An 18,587-nucleotide genomic window follows, 5' to 3' on the forward strand; every position below is an offset into this window, starting at 1 on the left:
CTACGACGGTGACCTGCACGCCGGGATCGTCCTCGACCGGCGGCAGGGAAGGCGTGCTCGACCTGGAGGCCGTCGCGTCCAAGCGGCTCGAACTGATCGGCGTCACGTTCAGGACCCACGACGCGGATGAGCGCGCACTCGTGCACGCGATGCGGCACGAAATCGGTCCGGGTATCGAAGTCAGGGTACTGAAACCGTCGGTGGCGGTTTCCGGCCCGTGTTGATCGCGGTCGTGGTGTGCAATGGAGGCCGGGCGGACGGAGGGTGAGTGTTGAGCGGTGAGCAGCCGGCCGTTGCCGTGAACGTCGTGGGTGCGATGGGCGTCCAGATCGGTGACCACAACACGCAGCACATCCAGATCCAGATCGGCACCGAGAACGTCCCCGCGGCGTCGGTGGTGTTGAGCTACTCGGCTGTTGTGGATGAGGTGCCGGCGCATCGGTTCCACGGGCGGGAGTGGCTGCTCGGCGGCATTGCCGGGGCGATCTCACACGGCGCCGGATACGTGCTGGTCGGTGCCCCGGCCGGGATGGGCAAGACGGCCCTCGCAGCGCGGCTCGCCCATGACTGGGACTGCGTGCGCCACTTCGTGCACCCTGCCGTCCCCGGCAGCCGTGAGGTGCGGTACGCGCTGCTCAGCATGGCCGCGCAGCTGGTCGTGAAGTACGACCTGAGCGAGCTACTGGTGAACGGGCTGCTTCCGCGCCGGTTCGGTGAACCCGCCTGGTTCCCGGCTGTGCTCGCCGCAGCCGGAGCGCATGCGCAGCGGACGGCGACACCCGTCCGGATCGTGATCGACGGGCTCGACGACGCGTTCGGCGAGGAGCTGGCGCTCGGACTGCCGGCCGCGCTGCCGGACGGCGTACACATCGTGGCGACCTATCGGCACGGTATCGCGCCCAGGCGGCTGCCCGACGGCGCGGCGGTCCGGACCCTGCACATCGAGCCGGACGACCCGGCCAACCGCGACGACCTGCATGACTATCTGTCTGCCGCACTGGGCGTGGATGCGGTCGCCGCGCACGCCGCGCTACTCGAACGGTCAAGGGGCGTCTGGATCTACGTCCGGTACGTCCTTGCCGCGCTGCGCGAAGGGCAGGACCTCGACCTGGCGGACCTGCCGGACGGGCTCGCGCGGTACTACCGCCGCCACGTCACCGGACGGCGCGACGACCCGGGCTTCCACACGACCGATCTCGCGGTGCTCGCGACGCTCGCCGTCGCAGGGCAGCCGATGACCGTCCAGCAGCTGGCCGCGATCAACCAGCTGGACGCCGGCGTGGTGCAGGTGTTGTGCGACCACCGGTACCGGCCGTTCCTGGCAGTGCATCCGGCCGGCCCCGGCCGGCGGTCGACGTACGCGATCTACCATGCGAGCCTGCGGGAGTACCTGCACGGCACCGGCGAGCAGAGTGACCCGGCCGATGCCGAGCATCTGCGGCTGGCGGCCCGGGAGGCGCACCACCGCATCGCCGAGCACTACCTGACCGCGTTCGGCCGGTTGGCGACCGACGTGCGCGTCCTGGCCGCCGACGATCACTACGCGCTGCTGCACCTGCCGGCCCACCTGTTGGCGGCCGAACGCCCCGACGACCTTCTCGCCGTCCTGCTCGCGAGGCAGGACGGCGAACCGTTCGGTGGTGCCTGGGCGGCGGCATGCGACCGCGCCGGCCTGCTGGACCACTTTGTGGACGCGGTCCGCCGGCTCCGCCGCTCGACCGAGCTGGACACCGACGAGCAGGTGGCTGCGGGCCGTGAGGCACCGCAGCTGACGGTCGAGTCCCGGTGCGGACTCATCGCCGCGAACACCGTGACGCGCTCGATGGCGATTCCACTCCCGCTGCTCGCCGCCCTGGCGCACGGCGGCGCCTGGAGCATCGGCCGGGCGTTGACCCACGCCCGGCAACAGCACGAAGGCATGCACCGCGTGCAGGCCCTCACCGCGCTCGCCGACCTGGCGACCGACGCGCCGATCCGCACCGACATCGCCCGCGAAGCACTCGACGTGGCGCTCTCGATCGATGAGGAAAAGGCCCGGGCGGATGCGATCTCGTACGTGATCCCCGTGCTCACGACCCGGGACGCCGATCGCATGCTCGACGCCGTCGAAGCCCTCGGCAACGAAGCGGCGCGGGTGCTGACGACGGCCGCGCCGCACCTCAGCACCGACCAGAGCGAGCGTGCCCTGCGGCTGGTGCTGTCCACTGCCTGGCTCGAGGCCAAGGCCGAGGCCGTGGCCGCACTCACGAATCGCCTCACCCCCGAGGCCACGGCGGCACCGATCGAGGCCGTCCTGACCGAAGCCCTCGACAAGCCGGACCTGCGCGCACTGCGCGCGCTGGTTCCGGTGCTGTCAGCAGCGCAGCTCGACCGGGTCCTGGCCGTCGCCCGGCCGGTCGACACGGACCCGCACAACCGGATTCACCTGACCGCCACCGTTGCGCACCATCTCACTGGGGAGGCCCGCGAACTGGTCATCGACGAGGCGTACCAACTGGCCGTCGGCATTCCGAACCGGTGGGCACGCACCCTGGCGCTGCAGAACGTGGTCGGGCTGCTCTCCGACCGGGGGCGGCGCCACGTGTGCCGCTGGGCGCTGGAGGCCGTGGCCGGCATCTGGCACCCCGGTGCTGCCGTCTCGGCGCTGACCGCATACGCGCCCTGGTTCGCCCCGGACCAGCTGGCGCAGGCGGTGGACGTCGCCGGCGCCATCAAGGCCCAGCCGCAGCGGGCCGAAGCCCTGGCGATACTGGTCCAGCACCTCGACGGCGGTCAGCTCGAGCAGGCACGCTCACACGCCGGGAACCTCGCCGACCCGGCCGACCAGGCCCTCGTCATGGGGGCGATCGCGAACCGGCTCAGCGGCACCGCCGCGGCGCATGCGGTCCGGCTCGCCTTCGAGGCCGCGGAGAAGATCGCCGGCCACGAGCAGCGCGCCGGAATGCTGGCGAGGCTGGCCTGGCGATCCAACGGCGAGCCGATCGACGGCCGAGCCGTCCAGGGCGCGCTGCGCGCCGCGACGACGATCACTGACGAGCCGCACATGATCAGCGCATTGCACGACATGCTGCCCTGGGCCGGCGGCGAGGTCCGGACGCGAGCGATCGAGCGCTCCTTGCACCTGGTCACCGAGTCGCCGTACCGGTACGCCGCCATCGGGCTGTGCAGCGTCCTGCTGCCGCACCTCGACTCCGCCCGGCGGCTCAGGCTCCTGCGCAAGATCATCGACTACGACGAGTGGTGGGACGCCAGCCCCGAGGCCGTCACCGCACTGGCCGCGCACATGAGCACCTCGCAGTTGCGCCGGGCCACCGTCAAGGCGAGGTCGTTGCATCACAACGACGAACGCCTCGCGGCATTGAGCCAGCTCGCCGCCGGTGCCACCGGACGCGACCGGACCGCCCTGTGTGACATCGCCGTTGCCGCGGTGGCCGGCGGCCGCACGTGGAACTGGGCCGAGGTCGCGCAGCAGCTGCTGCCGTTGCTGAACCGGGAGCAGCGCAGCACCCTGCTGCATGGTGCCCTCGCCTCGGACGAGCCGCCCGAACAGGTCCGGGTGGTGGCGGCGCTGCTGCCATACCTCGACGGCGAGGCCGCCGAGGCCGGGAACGAGCTGGTTCGCGGCCTGGCCACCGCCGACATCGACGAACTGGCCCTCCTCGCCCCGCACCGGCCCGAGCCGGACCGGTCCCGAGCCATCGGGCAGCTGCTGGACGCGACGCTGTCCGCCGGCTCCCCTCGCGCGTCCGTCCTGGTGCCGATCATTCCCCACCTCAGCCGGCCTCAGATCGAACAGGTCCTGACCGCCCTGGCGGGCAGGGGCCACGTCAACACCGACTGTCTCGTAGCGCTCGCCGAGCGACCCGAACCGGACGTCGCCGGGCGCGTGCTCGACCTCGTCGCCGGCGGCAGGGACTACAACCCGACCAAACCGCTCGTCGCGATCGCTCCGCACCTGCCCGCATCCGCGCTCGACCGCGCCCTCGACCTCATGGTCGCCCTGCCGATCAAGGACATGGCCCCGGTCTGCGTGACGCTGCTGCGCCGGCTCGGCGCGGTCGCCGACCAACTGCCCCGGACCGGCCTGCTGCGCCTGTTGCGCCGCACCTACACCCTGCCGACGAGGGGGCTGGTCATCGCGGCCATCGGCGCCTCGTCGCCGGCGACCATGCTCGTCGCGGGGCGGGACGCGGTCACCCGGCAGCTCGACGCGATCCTCGACCTGTAGGACCGGCCCGACGTGAGGTCAGGTGGATGCACGGGAATCGAGGGGGTTGGTGGCGATCCGGGTGGCGACGTCGGTGCGGATGGAGGTGGCGGCGGGGCTGTCCGGTTTGCGGACTGCCTGGTCCTGGAAGCAGGCCAGGAACTCCGCGCCGAAGTCCAGACGGGGGTAGCGGGCGAGCAGGTCCGACCGTGCCTCCGGCGGGAACGCCTCGGCGTGGCGGCCGGCGACCTCCCAGCTGGTGGCGATCTGGAGCAGATGGGACTCGGGGTCGGCGGTGGGGGAGACGTCGCGGTGCATGTGCTGGACGATGATCTCGGCGGCTCTGGCGGCGCGGTGCGGCGGCCAGCCGGACGCCACGGCGAAGGCCCAGGCCACGTGCCCGCCCGCCTCCTCGAAGGGCAGGCGATGGCTGTCGAACGGCTCGGTGAGGCCGATGTCGTGCAGCAGCGCCGCGACGTACAGCAGCTCGTCGTCGAAGCCGATCCCGTGGGCGGTGCCGTACGCCGTCGCCCAGAGGTACGAGCGGGCGCAGTGGTTGAGCAGGGCGGGTGAGTAGTAGCGGGTGGCTACGGACAGCGCGGCCGCGGCAGTGGGTGTCTCCGGCGTCATGCGGTCAGCTCTACCGGGGCGACGGCGACGGGTCGTCGTCCTCGCAGGGTGAAGGGGAGCGGGCCCAGAGCTCGTCGTCGCCGAACTCGAAGTCGTGCGGGACCGTGTCGAACGTCGGCTGGGTGTACTCGCGGACGTCCTGCGGCGCGCCGCGGGTGACCAGCAGCCGCGACCGGATGATTCGTATCGCCTCCGCCCGGCGGTGCCAGGCGCCGCGGTCGTACGGGAGGCTCACCCCGATCCCGGTCGGCAGGTGCCTGATGTGGATCGTCGACCCGGTGCCGCCGCCGCGGCTCGGGCCGCGGACGCAGTACAGGTCGAGGCGCAGGTCCTCGTCGGCCAGCATGACCGGGTCGTCGTCCTCCGCGAGGGGCGACACCTCCACCAGCGCATGGCCAGTGCGTGCACGGCCCTGCCGGTCGAACGGGTCGGCGGCGGTCATCGCGTGCCGGCCGTCCTCGCCGCGCAGCAGGCCGTACGCGTACGGGGCGGCGACCACCAGCGTCGCCTCCCGCAGCCCCGCGGCGAACGCGCGGTGCTCCGCCACGACCTCGTCGCGCAGGCCGTGGCGGACGGCCCACCGCCGGTACATCCGCAGCAACGCCTCGGCGAGGACCGTCGAGGCAGGGTCGTCGGGTGCCGCGGCCCGGACGACCAGGACGGCGCCGTGCGTGTCGTATGCGCCGTCGAGCCGCATGCGGATCCGCACGGCGGCGACGTCACCCTCGAGGCAGGCCAGCTCGGCGGCGAGGTCCGCGAGCACCGCCGCGTCGTCCTCGGCCTGCGCCATCGCCAGCAGCGCGGCGGCGTCGGCGAGCCGGTCCCGCACGGCGGCGGCCCGCCGCAGCTCACCGGCGACGAAGGCGAGCCGGGTCGTGACGCTCCGCCCCCGGCCGGGATCCCTTCACAGGCCGGGCGCGGCGGCCTCGTCCTGCAGGGCGCGCTCGAGCCGCCGGAGGCGTTCGAGACCGGGCTCGGCCGAGGCGAGGGCCGCGTCGAGGCGGCGCACCTGCCCGGCCAGATCGTCGGCGGTCATGGCGTCCAGCGTACGGTGCGGCAGCACAAATCGGTTGCCGCCGGGCGGCCGGCTTGTGAGGTTGGGGCGTGACCTCCGACCCGGAAGATGACGCCGGCGCAGCTGCCATCCCTCTGCCGGACCGGCGGCTCGTCGACGCGAGCCTGGTGCGGCGGCTGGTCGCCGCGCAGTTCCCGCAGTGGGCCGGCCTGCCCGTGCGGCCCGTCGCGGTCAGCGGCTGGGACAACCAGACCTTCCGCCTCGGCGACCACATGTCGGTGCGGCTGCCGACCGCGGCGGAGTATGCGCTGGCAGTACAGAAGGAACACCGCTGGCTGCGCAGGCTCGCGCCGCACCTGCCCGTGCCCGTCCCCGCGCCGCTGGCGATGGGCGCGCCCGGGGAAGGGTTCCGCTTCCACTGGTCGGTGTACGAGTGGATCGACGGCGACCCGATGAGCGCCGGCACGGTCGCCGACCTGACCGGGTTCGCGGTCGACCTGGCCGCCTTCCTGGTCGCGCTGCGGCACGCCGACCCGGCCGGAGGCCCCGGACCCGGGCTGCACAACTGGTTCCGCGGGGGTCCGTTGCAGGTGTACGACGGGCAGACCCGACGGGCGGTCGAGACGCTCGGTGACCTGGTGCCCCGCGACGACGTCACGGCGGTCTGGCAGGAGGCGCTGCGGGCACGGTGGGACGGCGCCCCGGTGTGGTTCCACGGCGACATCGCCCCGGGAAACCTGCTGGTGCGCGACGGTGCGCTGGCCGCCGTCATCGACTTCGGCACCTGCGGCGTCGGCGACCCCGCCTGCGACACGGCGATCGCCTGGACGGTGCTGTCCGGTGCGAGCCGGACCGCGTTCCGCGGCGCGCTCGGCGCCGACGACGGCACGTGGGCGCGCGGGCGGGGCTGGGCGCTGTGGAAGGCGCTGATCGTCTACGCCGGCGCGCTGGACGGCGACCCCGCCACCGCCGCGGAGGCGAGGCGGGTGATCGGTGAGGTGCTCACTCCTCTGTAGCGCCGGCGGGCGGCTGGTGCTCTCCGAGGAGAGCACCAGACCCGGCTTCTCAGGAACGCCGCCGGGCGGCGGGATCAGGGGAGGTCGACCACGAGCGCGGCGTAGGAGAGCCCGGCGCCGAACCCGGTCAGCAGCGCCGGCCCGGCCGGCGGCGGCGTGTCGCCGGTGAGCATGGTGTGCAGCGCGAGCGGGATCGACGCCGCCGACGTGTTGCCGGTGTCCACGACGTCCCGGGCGACCCGCACGGTGTCCGGCAGCCGGAGCGCCGTCGCGAGCTTGTCGATGATGCGCAGGTTCGCCTGGTGCGGCACGAACGCGGCCAGGTCGGCGACGTCGAGTCCGGCCGCGCGCACGGCGGCGAGGGCGGTCGGCGCGACCTGCTGGATCGCCCAGCGGAACACCTCCTGCCCGGCCATCCGCATGGTCGGCCAGACGCCGGGCTCGTCGCGGACGGCGAGCCAGGAGTCGGTGTGCGCGATGAGATCGCCGCGGGCGCCGTCGGAGCCCCACACCACCGGCCCGATCCCCGGCTGGGCGGCGGGGCCGACGAGCACGGCACCCGCACCGTCACCGAACAGGAAGGCGGTGGAGCGGTCCTTGGGGTCGATGATGTCGGTCATCCGCTCGGCGCCGATGACCAGGGTGTACCCGGCGGTCCCGGCCCGCACGAGCGCGTCGGCGACAGCGAGGCCGTGGCAGAACCCGGAGCAGGCGGCGCCGACGTCCAGCGCCGCGGCGGACCCGGCGCCCGCGCGGTGCGCGATCTCCGGCGCGATCGGCGGAGACTGTTGCAGGTTGGACATCGACGCGACGATCACCGTGTCGACCCGCTCGGCCGGCACCCCGGCGAACGCGAGGGCGTCGCGCGCGGCGGCGGCCGCCATGCTCGCGACGGTCTCGTCCGGCCGCGCGTGCCGGCGCGTCACGATCCCCGACCGTTGCCGGATCCACTCGTCGGAGGAGTCGATCGGCCCGCAGACCTCGTCGTTGGTCACGATCCGGTCGGGCCGGTACGCGCCGACGCCGAGGAGACGGGTGCCACCTGGCGGGCGGCTGGTCAGGACGGCTGGCATGTGTCTCCTCGGTTGGATACGGCCGTCCGGGTGGCGGATCGGCCGGCGGTCAGGTCCGCGCGGTCGCGCGGTCGCCCGGCGTGGTGCGGCGTAGCGGGCGTGCGGCGAGTGCGCCGTCCGGGTGACGGCTGCGGCGCCTCGTCGACGTCTGCGGGTGGATGTGGCAGCAGGTCGGTGTCGTGCACGCCCATCCCGTCGTCCTCGATACGGTCGGCGATCTCCACGCACCAGTCGGCTTCACACTCGTACCGACGCAGGGCCCGCTCCGATGATCAGTCTACGTGCTCCGGTCACTCGGGGCGGCGCGGTCGTCGAGGTCCCAGCGCTGCTGCTCGGCGCGGTGGCGGGGTGGGAAGAGCAGCACGCCGGCCACCGCGCCGCAGAGCAGGGCGATGCCGTGCTGGTCGGGCCGGGCGGCGAGGGCGGCGGCGCCGAGCAGGCCGGCGAGGCCCGCGACGAAGGCGACCCCGGTGCAGGAGCCCCGGCGCAGCAGGAAGCTCATCACCACCAGGACCACGGTCGGGGTGACGGTCGCGCCGATGACGCCGCCGAAGCCGAGGCCGGCGACGCAGGCCACGTAGTAGGGCACCACGAACGCGTGGAGGCGGGTCGCCGTGCCAGAGCGTAGGAGCAGCAGCGTGGCCAGGGCGCCGGCCAGGCCGCAGACGGCGAGGGAGTTGCCGGAGCCGGTCGGGTCCAGCCGCTCGCCGAAGGCCTCACCGGCCAGCCCGATGCCGGTGTACAGCACGAGCCAGCGCAGCGTGCCGAAGCGGCGCTCGGCGATGCCGCCGACGACGAGCAGCGAGCCGATGTTGAACAGGATCTGGCCCCAGCCTGAGCCCTGCACCAGCAGGGGTGTGAACCAGCGCCACCACTCGCCGTCGTGCAGTGCCGGGTAGTCGCGCCGGAACCGGTCCAGGACGTCGGGGTCGCTGAGCTGGGCGGCGGCGCCGAGCGCGGTGATCAACGCGAAGACCACGGTCGCGATCGGCGGGCCCGGGCGGCGGCGCGGTTCGACGGCGGCCACTGCCATACGCTACCCGGCCCGCGCCCGCCCCTCGCGGCGAGCACTCCGAACTCGGCGGCGATCCTGCCGCGCCCCGGCGGCCTGCCGCGCACCACCAGCGGCAAGGTCCAGCTGCCCGACGGCGGGCCCGGGGTGTGGTGACCGGTAGCGTACGGGCGATGCGCACCCTGTTCGACACGCCTTCCACGTACACCATCGACCCGGCAGCCTCCGAGGGTCCGGTGCCACCGGTGCGGGCGGTGCTCTTCGACTTCGCCAACACGATCTTCCACATGATCGACGCCGACCGGTGGCTGCGGCTGATCGCCGAGGACACCGGCAGGGCCGGCGAGCTGGACGACCCGGCCGTGCTCGCCGCGGTCGTCACCGATCTCGCCGCCGCCTACCAGCTGCCGGCGGTCCTCGCCGTGCAGGCCGGCCGCGACCTGTCCGCCGACCGGCACCGGGACGCGATGCTCGCCTGGTTCGCCGCGGTGCCGTTCCTGCGCGGTCACGAGCCGGCCGCGCACGCCCGGATGATCCACACCGAGTCGTGGGTGCCCTACCCGGACACCGGCGCGGTGCTGCGCGGCCTGCGGGACCGTGGCGTGCGGGTCGGTGTGGTCAGCGACATCGCCTGGGACATCCGCAGGCACGTCGCCCACTTCGGCCTCGGTGACCTCGTCGACACGTACGCGCTGTCCTACGAGGCGGGCCGCGAGAAGCCCGACCCGGAGCTGTTCCGCAAGGCGTGCGCGGACCTCGGCGCCGACCCCCGCGCGACGCTCATGGTCGGCGACAACCCGGTCCGCGACGGAGGCGCCTCCGCTGCCGGGATGCGCTGCTTCATCCTGCCGGCGGAGCACCGCACGGGGGACCGGGGTCTGGCGCAGGTCCTCGACCTGGTGCCCGCCGCGCGGTGACCACCGTGCGGTGACCACCGTGCAGTGGGTGCTCGTGTGGTGGGCGCCTGTCAGTCCCGGTGCGCCCGCCATCCGCCCAGCCCGAGGGCCAGCGTGAGGTGGAGGGCCAGGTCCGCGTACGCCATCCGCAGCGACGGCAGCCGAGGCTTCGCCGCGGTCGCGTGGACCTGGCCGACGACGTCGCCGGCGTTGGACAGCAGCAGCCGCGACGGCACGTAGGACCAGCCCTCGAGCGCCCGGGCCGCGCCGTACGCGAGGAACACCACCGCGAACAGGGTGGCGATCGCGGCGGCGTGCTGACGCAGCAACGCGCCGAGCCCGAACCCGACCATGGCGACCACGAACAGGTACAGCCCTGCGCCGCTCACCGCCCGCAGCACGCCCGGGTCGCCGAGGCGCACGCCGAGGTCGTGCCGGTCCAGGACCACCTGACCCAGCAGGAACGTGCCGAACGCCAGCGCCTCGCCGAGCACCAGCGCGACACCGCCGGTGACGAGCAGCTTCGCCAGCAGCGCGACACCCCGTCGCGGTGTGGCGGCCAACGTGGGCACGATCGTGCCGGACGCGTGCTCGCTCGTCACCGCGAGCACGCCGAGCACGCCGATCGCCAGCTGCGCGAACGTCAGCCCGCCGAACGCGGCGCCGACGGCGTCGAACGCCGCCCGGTCCGCCGGCGGCATCGCGTCCCAGGACCGGACGGTGCTGACCGTGCCGGTGAGGCACAGCCCCACCGCGAACACCGCCGCGGCCGCGACCGCCAGCCACGTCGACCGGACCGACCACAGCTTGATCCACTCCGCGTGTGCCGTGCGGCGCAGGACCGTCATCGGGTGCCTCCTTGCGTCGCGCGGTACTGCGTCGACTCCGCGGTCACGGCGAAGTACGCGTCCTCGAGGGTGGCGTGGCCGCGGGTGAGCTCCTGGATGCTCTGGTCGGCCAGGAGCCGGCCGGCGCCGATGACGAGCAGGTGGTCGGCGACGAGGGCCATCTCCGTGATGAGATGGCTGGAGACCAGCAGCGTGCGGCCCTCGGCGGCGAGATCGCGCAGCAGCGACCGGATCCAGTGCACACCCTGCGGGTCGAGGCCGTTGACGGGCTCGTCGAGGATGAGGACCGACGGGTCGCCGAGCAGCGCGGCGGCGATGCCGAGCCGCTGGCGCATGCCGAGGGAGAAGCCCCGCACTCGCCGTCCGGCGACGGCGTCGAGGCCGGTCCGGCCCAGGACCTCCGCGACGCGGTCCTTCGGCAGGCCGTTGCTGGCGGCGAGCCAGCGCAGGTGCGCGTACGCGGTCCGGCCGCCGTGGACGGTCGCCGCGTCGAGCAGCGCACCGACCTCGCGCAGCGGCGTCCGCATCAGCCGGTACGAGCGGCCGTCGAACGTGACCCGCCCGGCGCTCGGCGTGGTCAGGCCGAGCAGCATCCGGATGGTGGTGGACTTCCCCGCACCGTTGGGGCCGAGGAAGCCGGTGACCCGGCCCGGCCGCACGTCGAACGTCACCCCGTCCACGACGATGCTGCCGCCGTAGCGTTTGCTCAGATGTCGAACCTCGATCATGCCGTCGACGATCGCAGCGGTCCGTTCTTCTGTCGTCTGCCGTGAGACCCCCCACCCCGCGGCCCGTCGGCATCGGCCGAACGGCCGGGTCGTCTGCCGCGCGGCATACGCCCTGGGGAGGACGACGCGCCGTTTGTGCCGGTCGTACGCTCGGCGGCATGACAACCGAGCTGCGCCCGCCGCTGCGCCATCGGTTGCGGCCCTGGCACTGGCTCGCGGTCGACGCCGTCGCCGCGCTGCTGTATGCCGTCCCGGCCGGCGGCATCACCGCGGTGAAGATCGAGCCGGGATGGCTCGCCGTCGCGGCGCTGGTGGTGTCCTGCGGGGTGCTGCCCCTCGCGCGCCGGCTCCCGCTCACCGCGGTTCTGGCCGCCCTGGCGGTGCTCTGGCTCAGCCCGCTGTCGAGCCGGTTCGGGTGGATGGCCGTGGCACCTGCGGCGTATGCGCTGTACCGGGTCGCGGAGCGGCACCGTGGACGGACGGCGGTCCTCGCCCTGGTGGCCGGCCTGACTGGGCCCGTGGCGACCGCGCTGCCCGGGTTCCAGCACATCGGCGGCGTCCTGCCGTTCGCGCTGCTGTTCGTCGCGGCGTGGCTGGTCGGCTTCATGGTGCACCAGCACCGCCGGTACACCGAGGAACTGCTGCTCCATCGGGGACGGCAGGCGGACGCCGAGGTGGAGCGGGCCCGGCGCCGCAGCGCCGACGAGCGCCTACGGATCGCCCGCGAGCTGCACGACGTCGTGGCGCACAGCATGAGCGTCATCACGGTGCAGGCCACGTACGGGCGGCTGATGGTGGACCGTGAGCCGGCGCGGGCGGCCGCCGCGCTCGCCGCCATCGAGACGACCGGGCGGGAGTCCCTCGCGGAGCTGCGCCGGGTGCTCGGCGCGCTGCGCGACCAGCAGCCCGCCGCGACTTCGCCCTCGCCCGGGCTGCCCGACCTGCCACGCCTGGCAGCGCAGACCGAGGCGGCCGGCGTGCGTGTCGACCTCGCCGTGACCGGCAACCCGCGCCCGCTCGGCGCCGGCCTGGAGCTGTCCGTGTACCGCATTGTGCAGGAGGCGCTGACCAACGTCATCCGCCACGCCGCGGCAACCCGCGCGCGGGTCTTGGTCGCCTACGCCGACGCCGACGTCACCGTGGAGGTCACCGACGACGGGCGGGGCGGTGCGCCGGCCCCCGACGGGCACGGGCTGAGCGGGATGCGGGAGCGGGTGGCGCTGTTCGGTGGCACCCTGACCGCAGGCCCGGGACCCGGGGGCGGCTTCACGGTGCGGGCCATCCTGCCGATGCCGGCAGACACTGTGCCGGACGCGGCGGCGGGTGCTGGGCCGGACGCGACGGTGGCTGCCGTGCCGGGCGTGGCGGCGGGTGCTGTGACGGAGACGGCTGCGGGGACCGCGGCGGATGCGGCGGCGCGGGCTGTGCCGGGAGCGGCCGCAGGGACGTTGACGGACGCGGCGGCGCGGTGACCGAGGCCTGGGTGATCGCCGCCGTTACGCTGCGTGTCGTTCTGCCGATGCCGGTCTTGGTGCCGGGTGCGGCTGCCGTAGCGGCGGTGTTGACGGGTGGGGCGGTGCGGTGAGCGAGGTCCGGGTGGTCGTTGCCGTCAGGGTGCGTGCAGTCCTGTCGCTGCCGACAGAGGTTGCCTTCACTGCTGATGGTGCCGCGGCAGTGGTGGCGGCGGTGTTGACGGGTGCGGCGGCGTGGTGAGCGAGGTCCGGGTGGTTGTCGCAGACGACCAGGCGCTCGTGCGTGTCGGGCTGTGCGGCATCGTGGAGACCGGCGGCGGCCTGACCGTGGTCGGCGAGGCGGCGGACGGGCTCACGGCCGTCGACGTCGTCACGCGGCTGGCGCCCGACGTGGTGCTGATGGACATCCGCATGCCCGTCCTGGACGGCATCGAGGCGACCCGTAGGATCACCGCTTCGACGGCCAGCCGCGTGCTCATCCTGACGACGTTCGACCTCGACGAGTACGTCTACGGCGCCCTGCGCGCGGGGGCGAGCGGATTCCTGCTCAAGGATGCGCCGCCGGAGGACCTGCACGCCGCGATCAGGGTCATCGCGGCCGGCGACGCCCTCCTGGCGCCCGGTGTGACCCGCCGGCTGATCGCCACCTTCGCCGCCTCCTCCGCCGCTGGTTCGTCCGCCTTCGTGGTTCCCGCCGCCGTGCCGCCGGGGTCGCGGGCCGCTCCGCAGCCGGAGTTGAGGGCCGCTCCGCCGCCGGGGTCGGGACCGGCACCCGACCCGCTCAGCGGCCTGACCGATCGCGAGCGGCAGGTGCTCGCCCTGGTCGCCGAAGGTCTCACCAACGCCGAGATCGGCCTCCGCCTGCACGTCACCGCCGGCACGGCGAAGACGCACGTGGCCCGGCTCCTGCACAAGCTCGACGCCCGCGACCGCATCCAGCTGGTCATCATCGCCCACCGCAGCGGCCTGGTCCCCTGAACCCGCGATCCCGGCAGCGATTGATGCGGCGGCGGTGAAGAAGTCACCACTGCGGTTCGGCGCGATCCGCGAGCCGGCCGTCGGGACGTCTTGACGAGGACCCGGGCGACCGCGAGCCAGCCGCGGGCCGCCGGACGGCCGGGATGGCGGCGCGGTCGCCCGGTCGGTTCGGTCACTCCTCGGCCAGCAGTTGGGCGATCGGCAGGCGGTGGAGGATCGCGATCGGCACCGTCGCTGCGATCGCGGAAACGGCGACGCCCGCGGTGAGGGCGATCGCCGCGCACCACACCAGCGGCGTGGTGAGCGCACCGGCGAACAAGGCCGCGGCGCCCAGCCCGAGGCCTGCGCCTGCGGCACCGCCGAGCACGCCGATGGCGACGGCCTCGGTGACGACGAGCCGGCGCAGCAGGCTGTCGTGCCAGCCGACGGCGCCGAGCAGCGCCAGTTCGCCGGAGCGTTCGGAGATCCCGAGGAACAGCACGTCGGCGACGGACACGATGCCGAGCACGATGGTGACGGCGACGGCGAGGTAGTCCACGGTGCGGGCTTGCACCGCGACCGCTTCGCCGAGGAGCGTCCCGACGACCGCGCCGCGGAACGCGAAGGTGATGGCCAGCAGCATGGTGAGCGCGGCGACGCCGATGGCGAGGCTGCCGGCGCCCAGGGCCGCCCGGCCGGGTGTACGTGCCAGGTATGCCAGGGCGAGCCCGGTCACCCACCGCGGGGCGCGCCGCCTGGCGGACGGTGCCGACACGGCGGGCCGGACGGCCACCGCGGGGTCCGGTCTGGCCGCTCGCAGCGCCGGCCACAGCCCCGCCGCGACGGCCAGTAGCAGCGCGACGGGGATCGCCAGCAATGCGCGTGGCCAGCCGATGTCGAGCCCGAACGCGACGGCGAGCGGTACTGCGAGCAGGGTCCCCGCGATCCCGGCGGCCAGGCCGATGCCGGTGATCTCGGTGAGGAGCAGCTGGAGCAGCTGTCTTCGGCTCCAGCCGAGGCAGGCGAGCACGCCGAGGTCGGTGCGCCGGGCGCGGGTGGCGGCGTTGGTGGCGTTGAGGACGGCGAGGGCGCACACGACGAGCACGAGACCGGACAGCAGGACGCTCTTGCGGTCGGCCGCGCGGACCAGTACCGCTGCGACGCCCTTCTTCACCCACGGTTCTGACACGGCGAGGTCCGGCCGTCCGAACCTGCCCGCGGGGTACTGGACGGTGACGCCGGTGGGTGAGGAGCCGAGCGTGATGTCGACCTGGAGCCCGGTGCGGCGGGCGAGCTGCTCGGCGACGAGCCGCACCCGTTCGCGGTCGGCGGCGTCCATGCCGACGGCGCCGGCGAGCCGCACCCGCACCATGCTGATCGGTGCTGCGCGGTTGAGCTGGTACTCCGGGTACTCCGGTTTCGTGCCGTATCCGTCGGGGCCGAAGATGACCGGCAGCGAACCCATCGTCGTCAGCATCAGCGGCGGCTGGCTGAGCAGGCCGCTGACGTTGGCGTTCGGCTCCAGGTGCCGGCCGTTCAGGGCGGTGCGGGAAGCGTCGTCGGCGCCCTCGGCTCCGGGGTTGAAGTACGTGTCCATCGGCACCGCGGAGAGTGCGCCGCCCAGCCGTACCCGGGACGGGTCGAACGTGCCGACGGCGTCGAGCGCGACGTCGGGCATGGCGATGTCGCCGGGTTGGACGTCGTGCTCGGCGGTGATGTTCGGATGTGCGGCGACGGCTCCCCGCACGCCGGTGTCGGCGAACTCCATCGGCACCGGGTGGCCGCTGTCGCCGGCGTCGGCGCCGAGCCCCCAGATCTTGAGGTCGTAGGGCACCGGCTCGGTCCGCAGGCCGTCGCCGTCGGCGGTCGTCTTGGCGGGTCCGACGGTCCAGAACCGGTCCAGCCACAGCGTGTTGGACACCGCCATGTCGTCGGGGCCGCTCTGGAACGGGTGGCGCAGCCGGTCGACCATGTCCCGGTACGGCCGGTCGATCGTGACCGTGCGGGTCGCGAGCCGGGTGCCCGGCTGGCCGTCCAGCGCGGCGCGGAGGCTGCGGTTGTCGGTGCCGGCCCGGACCAGGTCGACGGACGCGCCGCCGAGCCGCTGTATCTGCAGTTCGAGCTGGGCGTCGATCTGCGGCTTGTCGGCGACGAGGATCGGCAGCGAGTCGTACGGGTACGGCATGCCGTCGAGCCGTCGCTGTGCGGGCTGCTCGCCGGCGGTGAAGTACCTGCCTGAGGTGACCGCGGTGTCGAGCCCGGCGAGGGCGGCCTCGGCCGCGGGGTCGACGGCGGCCATCAGGAACGGCACCGACCAGGCGAGGGTGACCACCGGCGCCACCGGATTGCCGAACACGTCGCGGGAGCCGGGCCCGCCGACGCAGGTGAGCGAGGAGCGGCCCTGCAGGTCGGTCGGGTCGATGAAGTCGCGCTCGCCGACGGACTGCACGACGGGGCAGATCTGCCGGCGGTCGCCGCCCGGGTCGGCTTCCTCGGCGGGTGGGATGCCTTCGCCGCTGCGCATCTCGCTGAGCTGCTTCTGGTGCAGCACGTTGCGCGTCGAGTACAGGTAGGCCGCGCCGTCCGGGATGCGTGACAGACCGGCGTCGGTGACCCACGTCGGCTGCACCTTGATCACCTGGCGTTCGGCGGTCGGGTCGAGGTCGGCGCCGAGCTGCACGGTGACGGGGACGGTTCGGATGACGTAGCCGATGACGGCGACGGGTGCGGCGACGGCGACGCCCGGCACGTTCTGGATCTGGTGCCACTGCTCGACGGTGATGCCCCCGCGCAGGCCGGCGAGCTGACCTGACTGCACCAGGTTGCGCTGCTGTTCCAGCGGCAGGACGCTGCCGGTCGGGCGGATGAGGATGTCGTATGCGGGGCGGAAGTTGGCCTCGACGGTGCCGGTGGCGTCGAGCCGGGCGGTGACGGCGGCCGCGGTCAGCAGGGTGAAGCCGACAACCGCGACGGTGATCATCGAAAGCAGTGCAATTGACCGCCGTAAGCGGACCCGCCACTGCGACACGGCCATGCCGAGCATCGATTCCCCCGTCCTCATGCTTTCCAGGCATGTTATCGCTAACACAATGCCTGTCAATCGCTCTTGCCCGCGCGCGAATAGGAATCGACAGATAGACATTGACACTCGGCGAGGGACGGTGTTCCATGACGGCCAATGATGTGAGCGATCACATCACAAGATCATGATTGGAGTCGGGCGTTGCCACGGGGGAGCTGGCGGCCCGCCGTCGTGTCCGGCTGTTGCCGGTCAGCGGCCGGCCGTCCGAAGGTCTGCAACCACCACACCGACGACGTGCCGCAGCGGCAGGAAGCCCCAGGCGCGCGAGTCGATGCTGTCCGGTCCCCGCGGCGCGCCGCCGGCGGCGCTGGATCGTGGCGTGTGTTGAACTGGGCCATGCAGATGCGTCCCGCGGAACTGGCGGCGATCCGTGCCGGTGAGGTCGACGTGGCGTTCCGCCGGTGGGAACGGCCTCGTGTCAGGGTCGGCACCCAGATGCGTACCGCGGTCGGACTGGTCGAGATCACGTCCGTCGACCGTGTGCCGTTGCGGTCGCTGACGGCCGCGGACGCCCGCCGGGCCGGCGCGGCGTCGCTGGCCGCGCTCCGGCAGGGACTGGACCGCCTCCACCCCGACCGGCCGGTGTATCGGATCGGGCTACGGCACGCGGGCGACGACCCGCGGCACGCGCTGCGGGAGGCGGTGCCCGACGCTGCGGAGATCGACACGATCGTCGCATGGCTCGACCGGCTCGACCGCGCCTCGCCGACCGGGCCCTGGACCCGGGCGACGCTCCTGCTGATCGACGAACTGCCGGCCACCCGGGCACCCGATCTCGCACAACGGATGGGGCGCGACATCCCAGCGTTCAAACGAGACGTGCGCAAACTCAAGGAGCGGGGCCTGACCGAGTCGCTCGACATCGGCTACCGGCTTTCCGCGCGCGGCGCCGCCGTTCTGGACCACGAGGGTCATCCCCGGTCGGCTCCCGGCCCGCTGGTACCGGAGCCGGGCATCCCGCTGCCACACCTCGGCGCAGCCGCGACCCGTGCGCTCACCGCGCACGGTGTGGCCCGCCTCGAACAGGTTGCCGAACTCAGTGAGGCCGAGGTGCAGGCACTCCACGGAGTCGGCCCCTACGCCCTACGCCAACTGCGAGCCGCGATGGACGCGGCCGGGCTGGCCTTCCGCGACGGTCCTGCCACATCACCGTAGGTCATCTTGGCGCCGCGGCCCGTGCGAGGCCGCCGCCTGCCGATGCCGCCGAGCAGCCCGACGGACGACTCCGGTTCATCGCTCACCGAGCTGCCGTTGCACCATCAGGCGGCCAGGACCACCGGCTGCGGCCGGAAAGCACCGCCGCGCGCAGGCGGTCGCCGACCGCGACGAGCACGGCGTCGCCGGCGGCGTGGCCGTTGGTGTCGTTGACGGCCTTGAAGCCGTCCAGGCCGATGTACGGCACGACCGGCGCGCTCGGGATGGACCGGCGTCGCCGTCACGTCGCCGTGCTCCTCGTGTCCGATGGTCATCGCTCGTGCGCGGACGGTACTGATCGCAGGCCCGGACGGCATCCCCCGCTGGTACGCCGTCTGCGGCCATTTGTCGCCGTCTCTTGACGGGGCGCCTGCTCATCCCCTTCAATGCTGGGTGTTACTGAACTAGTAACAGCAGTTAACCACCTTGTTGCGCCGAACCACGGGCGGACCTGGTG

Annotated in this window: 15 protein-coding genes and 1 pseudogene; 7 read left to right on the plus strand and 9 right to left on the minus strand. The window is 73.5% G+C overall.

All coding sequences use genetic code 11. The annotated features are described in order from the left end of the window. The first annotated feature begins 53 nt into the window (after window positions 1-53). Window positions 54-224 carry a hypothetical protein gene (locus ACFY3L_RS42660; protein ID WP_389338357.1) on the plus strand — a complete coding sequence of 57 codons (171 nt, stop codon included), beginning with the start codon at window positions 54-56 and terminating at the stop codon, window positions 222-224. A 47-nt stretch (window positions 225-271) separates the two neighbouring features. After that, on the plus strand, window positions 272-4,228 hold the full coding sequence (locus ACFY3L_RS42665; protein ID WP_389338359.1) for a hypothetical protein: 3,957 nt from the start codon (window positions 272-274) through the stop codon (window positions 4,226-4,228). Between the two features lie 18 nt (window positions 4,229-4,246). Here ACFY3L_RS42665 and ACFY3L_RS42670 read toward each other — a convergent pair whose 3' ends face one another. The 3 genes and pseudogenes from ACFY3L_RS42670 to ACFY3L_RS42680 form a co-directional block, all read right to left on the minus strand. Next, a complete protein-coding gene (locus tag ACFY3L_RS42670; RefSeq protein ID WP_389338362.1) occupies window positions 4,247-4,837 on the minus strand; it encodes an HD domain-containing protein in 591 nt (196 codons plus the stop codon). A gap of 10 nt (window positions 4,838-4,847) precedes the next feature. Then, a pseudogene (locus ACFY3L_RS42675) lies at window positions 4,848-5,711 on the minus strand (PCRF domain-containing protein); the annotation flags it as partial. Between the two features lie 30 nt (window positions 5,712-5,741). Then, window positions 5,742-5,873 (minus strand): hypothetical protein, encoded by a 132-nt coding sequence (locus ACFY3L_RS42680; RefSeq protein ID WP_389338365.1) that lies wholly within the window; start codon window positions 5,871-5,873, stop codon window positions 5,742-5,744. A gap of 68 nt (window positions 5,874-5,941) precedes the next feature. Between ACFY3L_RS42680 and ACFY3L_RS42685 the strand changes: the two genes are divergently transcribed. Beyond that, on the plus strand, window positions 5,942-6,868 hold the full coding sequence (locus ACFY3L_RS42685) for an aminoglycoside phosphotransferase family protein (protein WP_389338368.1): 927 nt from the start codon (window positions 5,942-5,944) through the stop codon (window positions 6,866-6,868). A 74-nt stretch (window positions 6,869-6,942) separates the two neighbouring features. On the opposite strand, the gene ACFY3L_RS42690 is transcribed toward ACFY3L_RS42685, so the two are convergent. Then, window positions 6,943-7,941, minus strand: a complete 999-nt coding sequence (locus ACFY3L_RS42690) for a beta-ketoacyl-ACP synthase III (RefSeq protein ID WP_389338371.1) — start codon at window positions 7,939-7,941, stop codon at window positions 6,943-6,945. A gap of 277 nt (window positions 7,942-8,218) precedes the next feature. Next, entirely contained in the window at window positions 8,219-8,968 is a 750-nt protein-coding gene (locus tag ACFY3L_RS42695; protein WP_389338374.1) for a rhomboid family intramembrane serine protease, read from the minus strand. Between the two features lie 158 nt (window positions 8,969-9,126). Between ACFY3L_RS42695 and ACFY3L_RS42700 the strand changes: the two genes are divergently transcribed. After that, the gene (locus tag ACFY3L_RS42700) at window positions 9,127-9,870 is read left to right on the plus strand and encodes an HAD family hydrolase (RefSeq protein WP_389338377.1); all 744 of its coding nucleotides are present in this window, start codon (window positions 9,127-9,129) and stop codon (window positions 9,868-9,870) included. 50 nt (window positions 9,871-9,920) lie between these two features. Here the strand turns inward: ACFY3L_RS42700 and ACFY3L_RS42705 are convergent, their stop codons facing one another. Together ACFY3L_RS42705 and ACFY3L_RS42710 are read right to left on the minus strand one after the other, a co-directional pair. After that, on the minus strand, window positions 9,921-10,697 hold the full coding sequence (locus tag ACFY3L_RS42705; protein ID WP_389338380.1) for an ABC transporter permease: 777 nt from the start codon (window positions 10,695-10,697) through the stop codon (window positions 9,921-9,923). After that, entirely contained in the window at window positions 10,694-11,425 is a 732-nt protein-coding gene (locus ACFY3L_RS42710; RefSeq protein ID WP_389338383.1) for an ABC transporter ATP-binding protein, read from the minus strand. The genes ACFY3L_RS42705 and ACFY3L_RS42710 overlap by 4 nt, the downstream gene beginning before the upstream one ends. 158 nt (window positions 11,426-11,583) lie before the next feature. Between ACFY3L_RS42710 and ACFY3L_RS42715 the strand changes: the two genes are divergently transcribed. Together ACFY3L_RS42715 and ACFY3L_RS42720 are read left to right on the plus strand one after the other, a co-directional pair. Continuing rightward, window positions 11,584-12,897 carry a sensor histidine kinase gene (locus ACFY3L_RS42715; protein ID WP_389338386.1) on the plus strand — a complete coding sequence of 438 codons (1,314 nt, stop codon included), beginning with the start codon at window positions 11,584-11,586 and terminating at the stop codon, window positions 12,895-12,897. Between the two features lie 252 nt (window positions 12,898-13,149). Continuing rightward, window positions 13,150-13,875, plus strand: a complete 726-nt coding sequence (locus ACFY3L_RS42720) for a response regulator (RefSeq protein WP_389338389.1) — start codon at window positions 13,150-13,152, stop codon at window positions 13,873-13,875. Between the two features lie 172 nt (window positions 13,876-14,047). Here ACFY3L_RS42720 and ACFY3L_RS42725 read toward each other — a convergent pair whose 3' ends face one another. Next, window positions 14,048-16,834: an FtsX-like permease family protein gene (locus tag ACFY3L_RS42725; protein WP_389338392.1), complete on the minus strand. Its 2,787-nt coding sequence runs from the start codon at window positions 16,832-16,834 to the stop codon at window positions 14,048-14,050. Window positions 16,835-17,170: 336 nt separating this feature from the next. Between ACFY3L_RS42725 and ACFY3L_RS42730 the strand changes: the two genes are divergently transcribed. Then, complete coding sequence (locus ACFY3L_RS42730; protein ID WP_389338395.1) at window positions 17,171-18,091, plus strand: hypothetical protein; 921 nt, start codon at window positions 17,171-17,173, stop codon at window positions 18,089-18,091. Between the two features lie 82 nt (window positions 18,092-18,173). Here ACFY3L_RS42730 and ACFY3L_RS42735 read toward each other — a convergent pair whose 3' ends face one another. Continuing rightward, complete coding sequence (locus ACFY3L_RS42735; protein WP_389338398.1) at window positions 18,174-18,338, minus strand: diguanylate cyclase domain-containing protein; 165 nt, start codon at window positions 18,336-18,338, stop codon at window positions 18,174-18,176. Between the last annotated feature and the right edge of the window lie 249 nt (window positions 18,339-18,587).

This window comes from Dactylosporangium sp. NPDC000521 (assembly GCF_042898305.1).
GTDB lineage: Bacteria > Actinomycetota > Actinomycetes > Mycobacteriales > Micromonosporaceae > Dactylosporangium.

What these genes read in the sequence shown, in the direction of transcription:
- ACFY3L_RS42690 (WP_389338371.1), bottom strand. Translation starts at nt 7,941, where the DNA reads ATGCCAGCCGTCCTGACCAGCCGCCCGCCAGGTGGCACCCGTCTCCTC.
- ACFY3L_RS42715 (WP_389338386.1), top strand. Translation starts at nt 11,584, where the DNA reads ATGACAACCGAGCTGCGCCCGCCGCTGCGCCATCGGTTGCGGCCCTGG.
- ACFY3L_RS42725 (WP_389338392.1), bottom strand. Translation starts at nt 16,834, where the DNA reads ATGATCACCGTCGCGGTTGTCGGCTTCACCCTGCTGACCGCGGCCGCC.
- ACFY3L_RS42710 (WP_389338383.1), bottom strand. Translation starts at nt 11,425, where the DNA reads ATGATCGAGGTTCGACATCTGAGCAAACGCTACGGCGGCAGCATCGTC.
- ACFY3L_RS42680 (WP_389338365.1), bottom strand. Translation starts at nt 5,873, where the DNA reads ATGACCGCCGACGATCTGGCCGGGCAGGTGCGCCGCCTCGACGCGGCC.
- ACFY3L_RS42670 (WP_389338362.1), bottom strand. Translation starts at nt 4,837, where the DNA reads ATGACGCCGGAGACACCCACTGCCGCGGCCGCGCTGTCCGTAGCCACC.
- ACFY3L_RS42700 (WP_389338377.1), top strand. Translation starts at nt 9,127, where the DNA reads ATGCGCACCCTGTTCGACACGCCTTCCACGTACACCATCGACCCGGCA.
- ACFY3L_RS42705 (WP_389338380.1), bottom strand. Translation starts at nt 10,697, where the DNA reads ATGACGGTCCTGCGCCGCACGGCACACGCGGAGTGGATCAAGCTGTGG.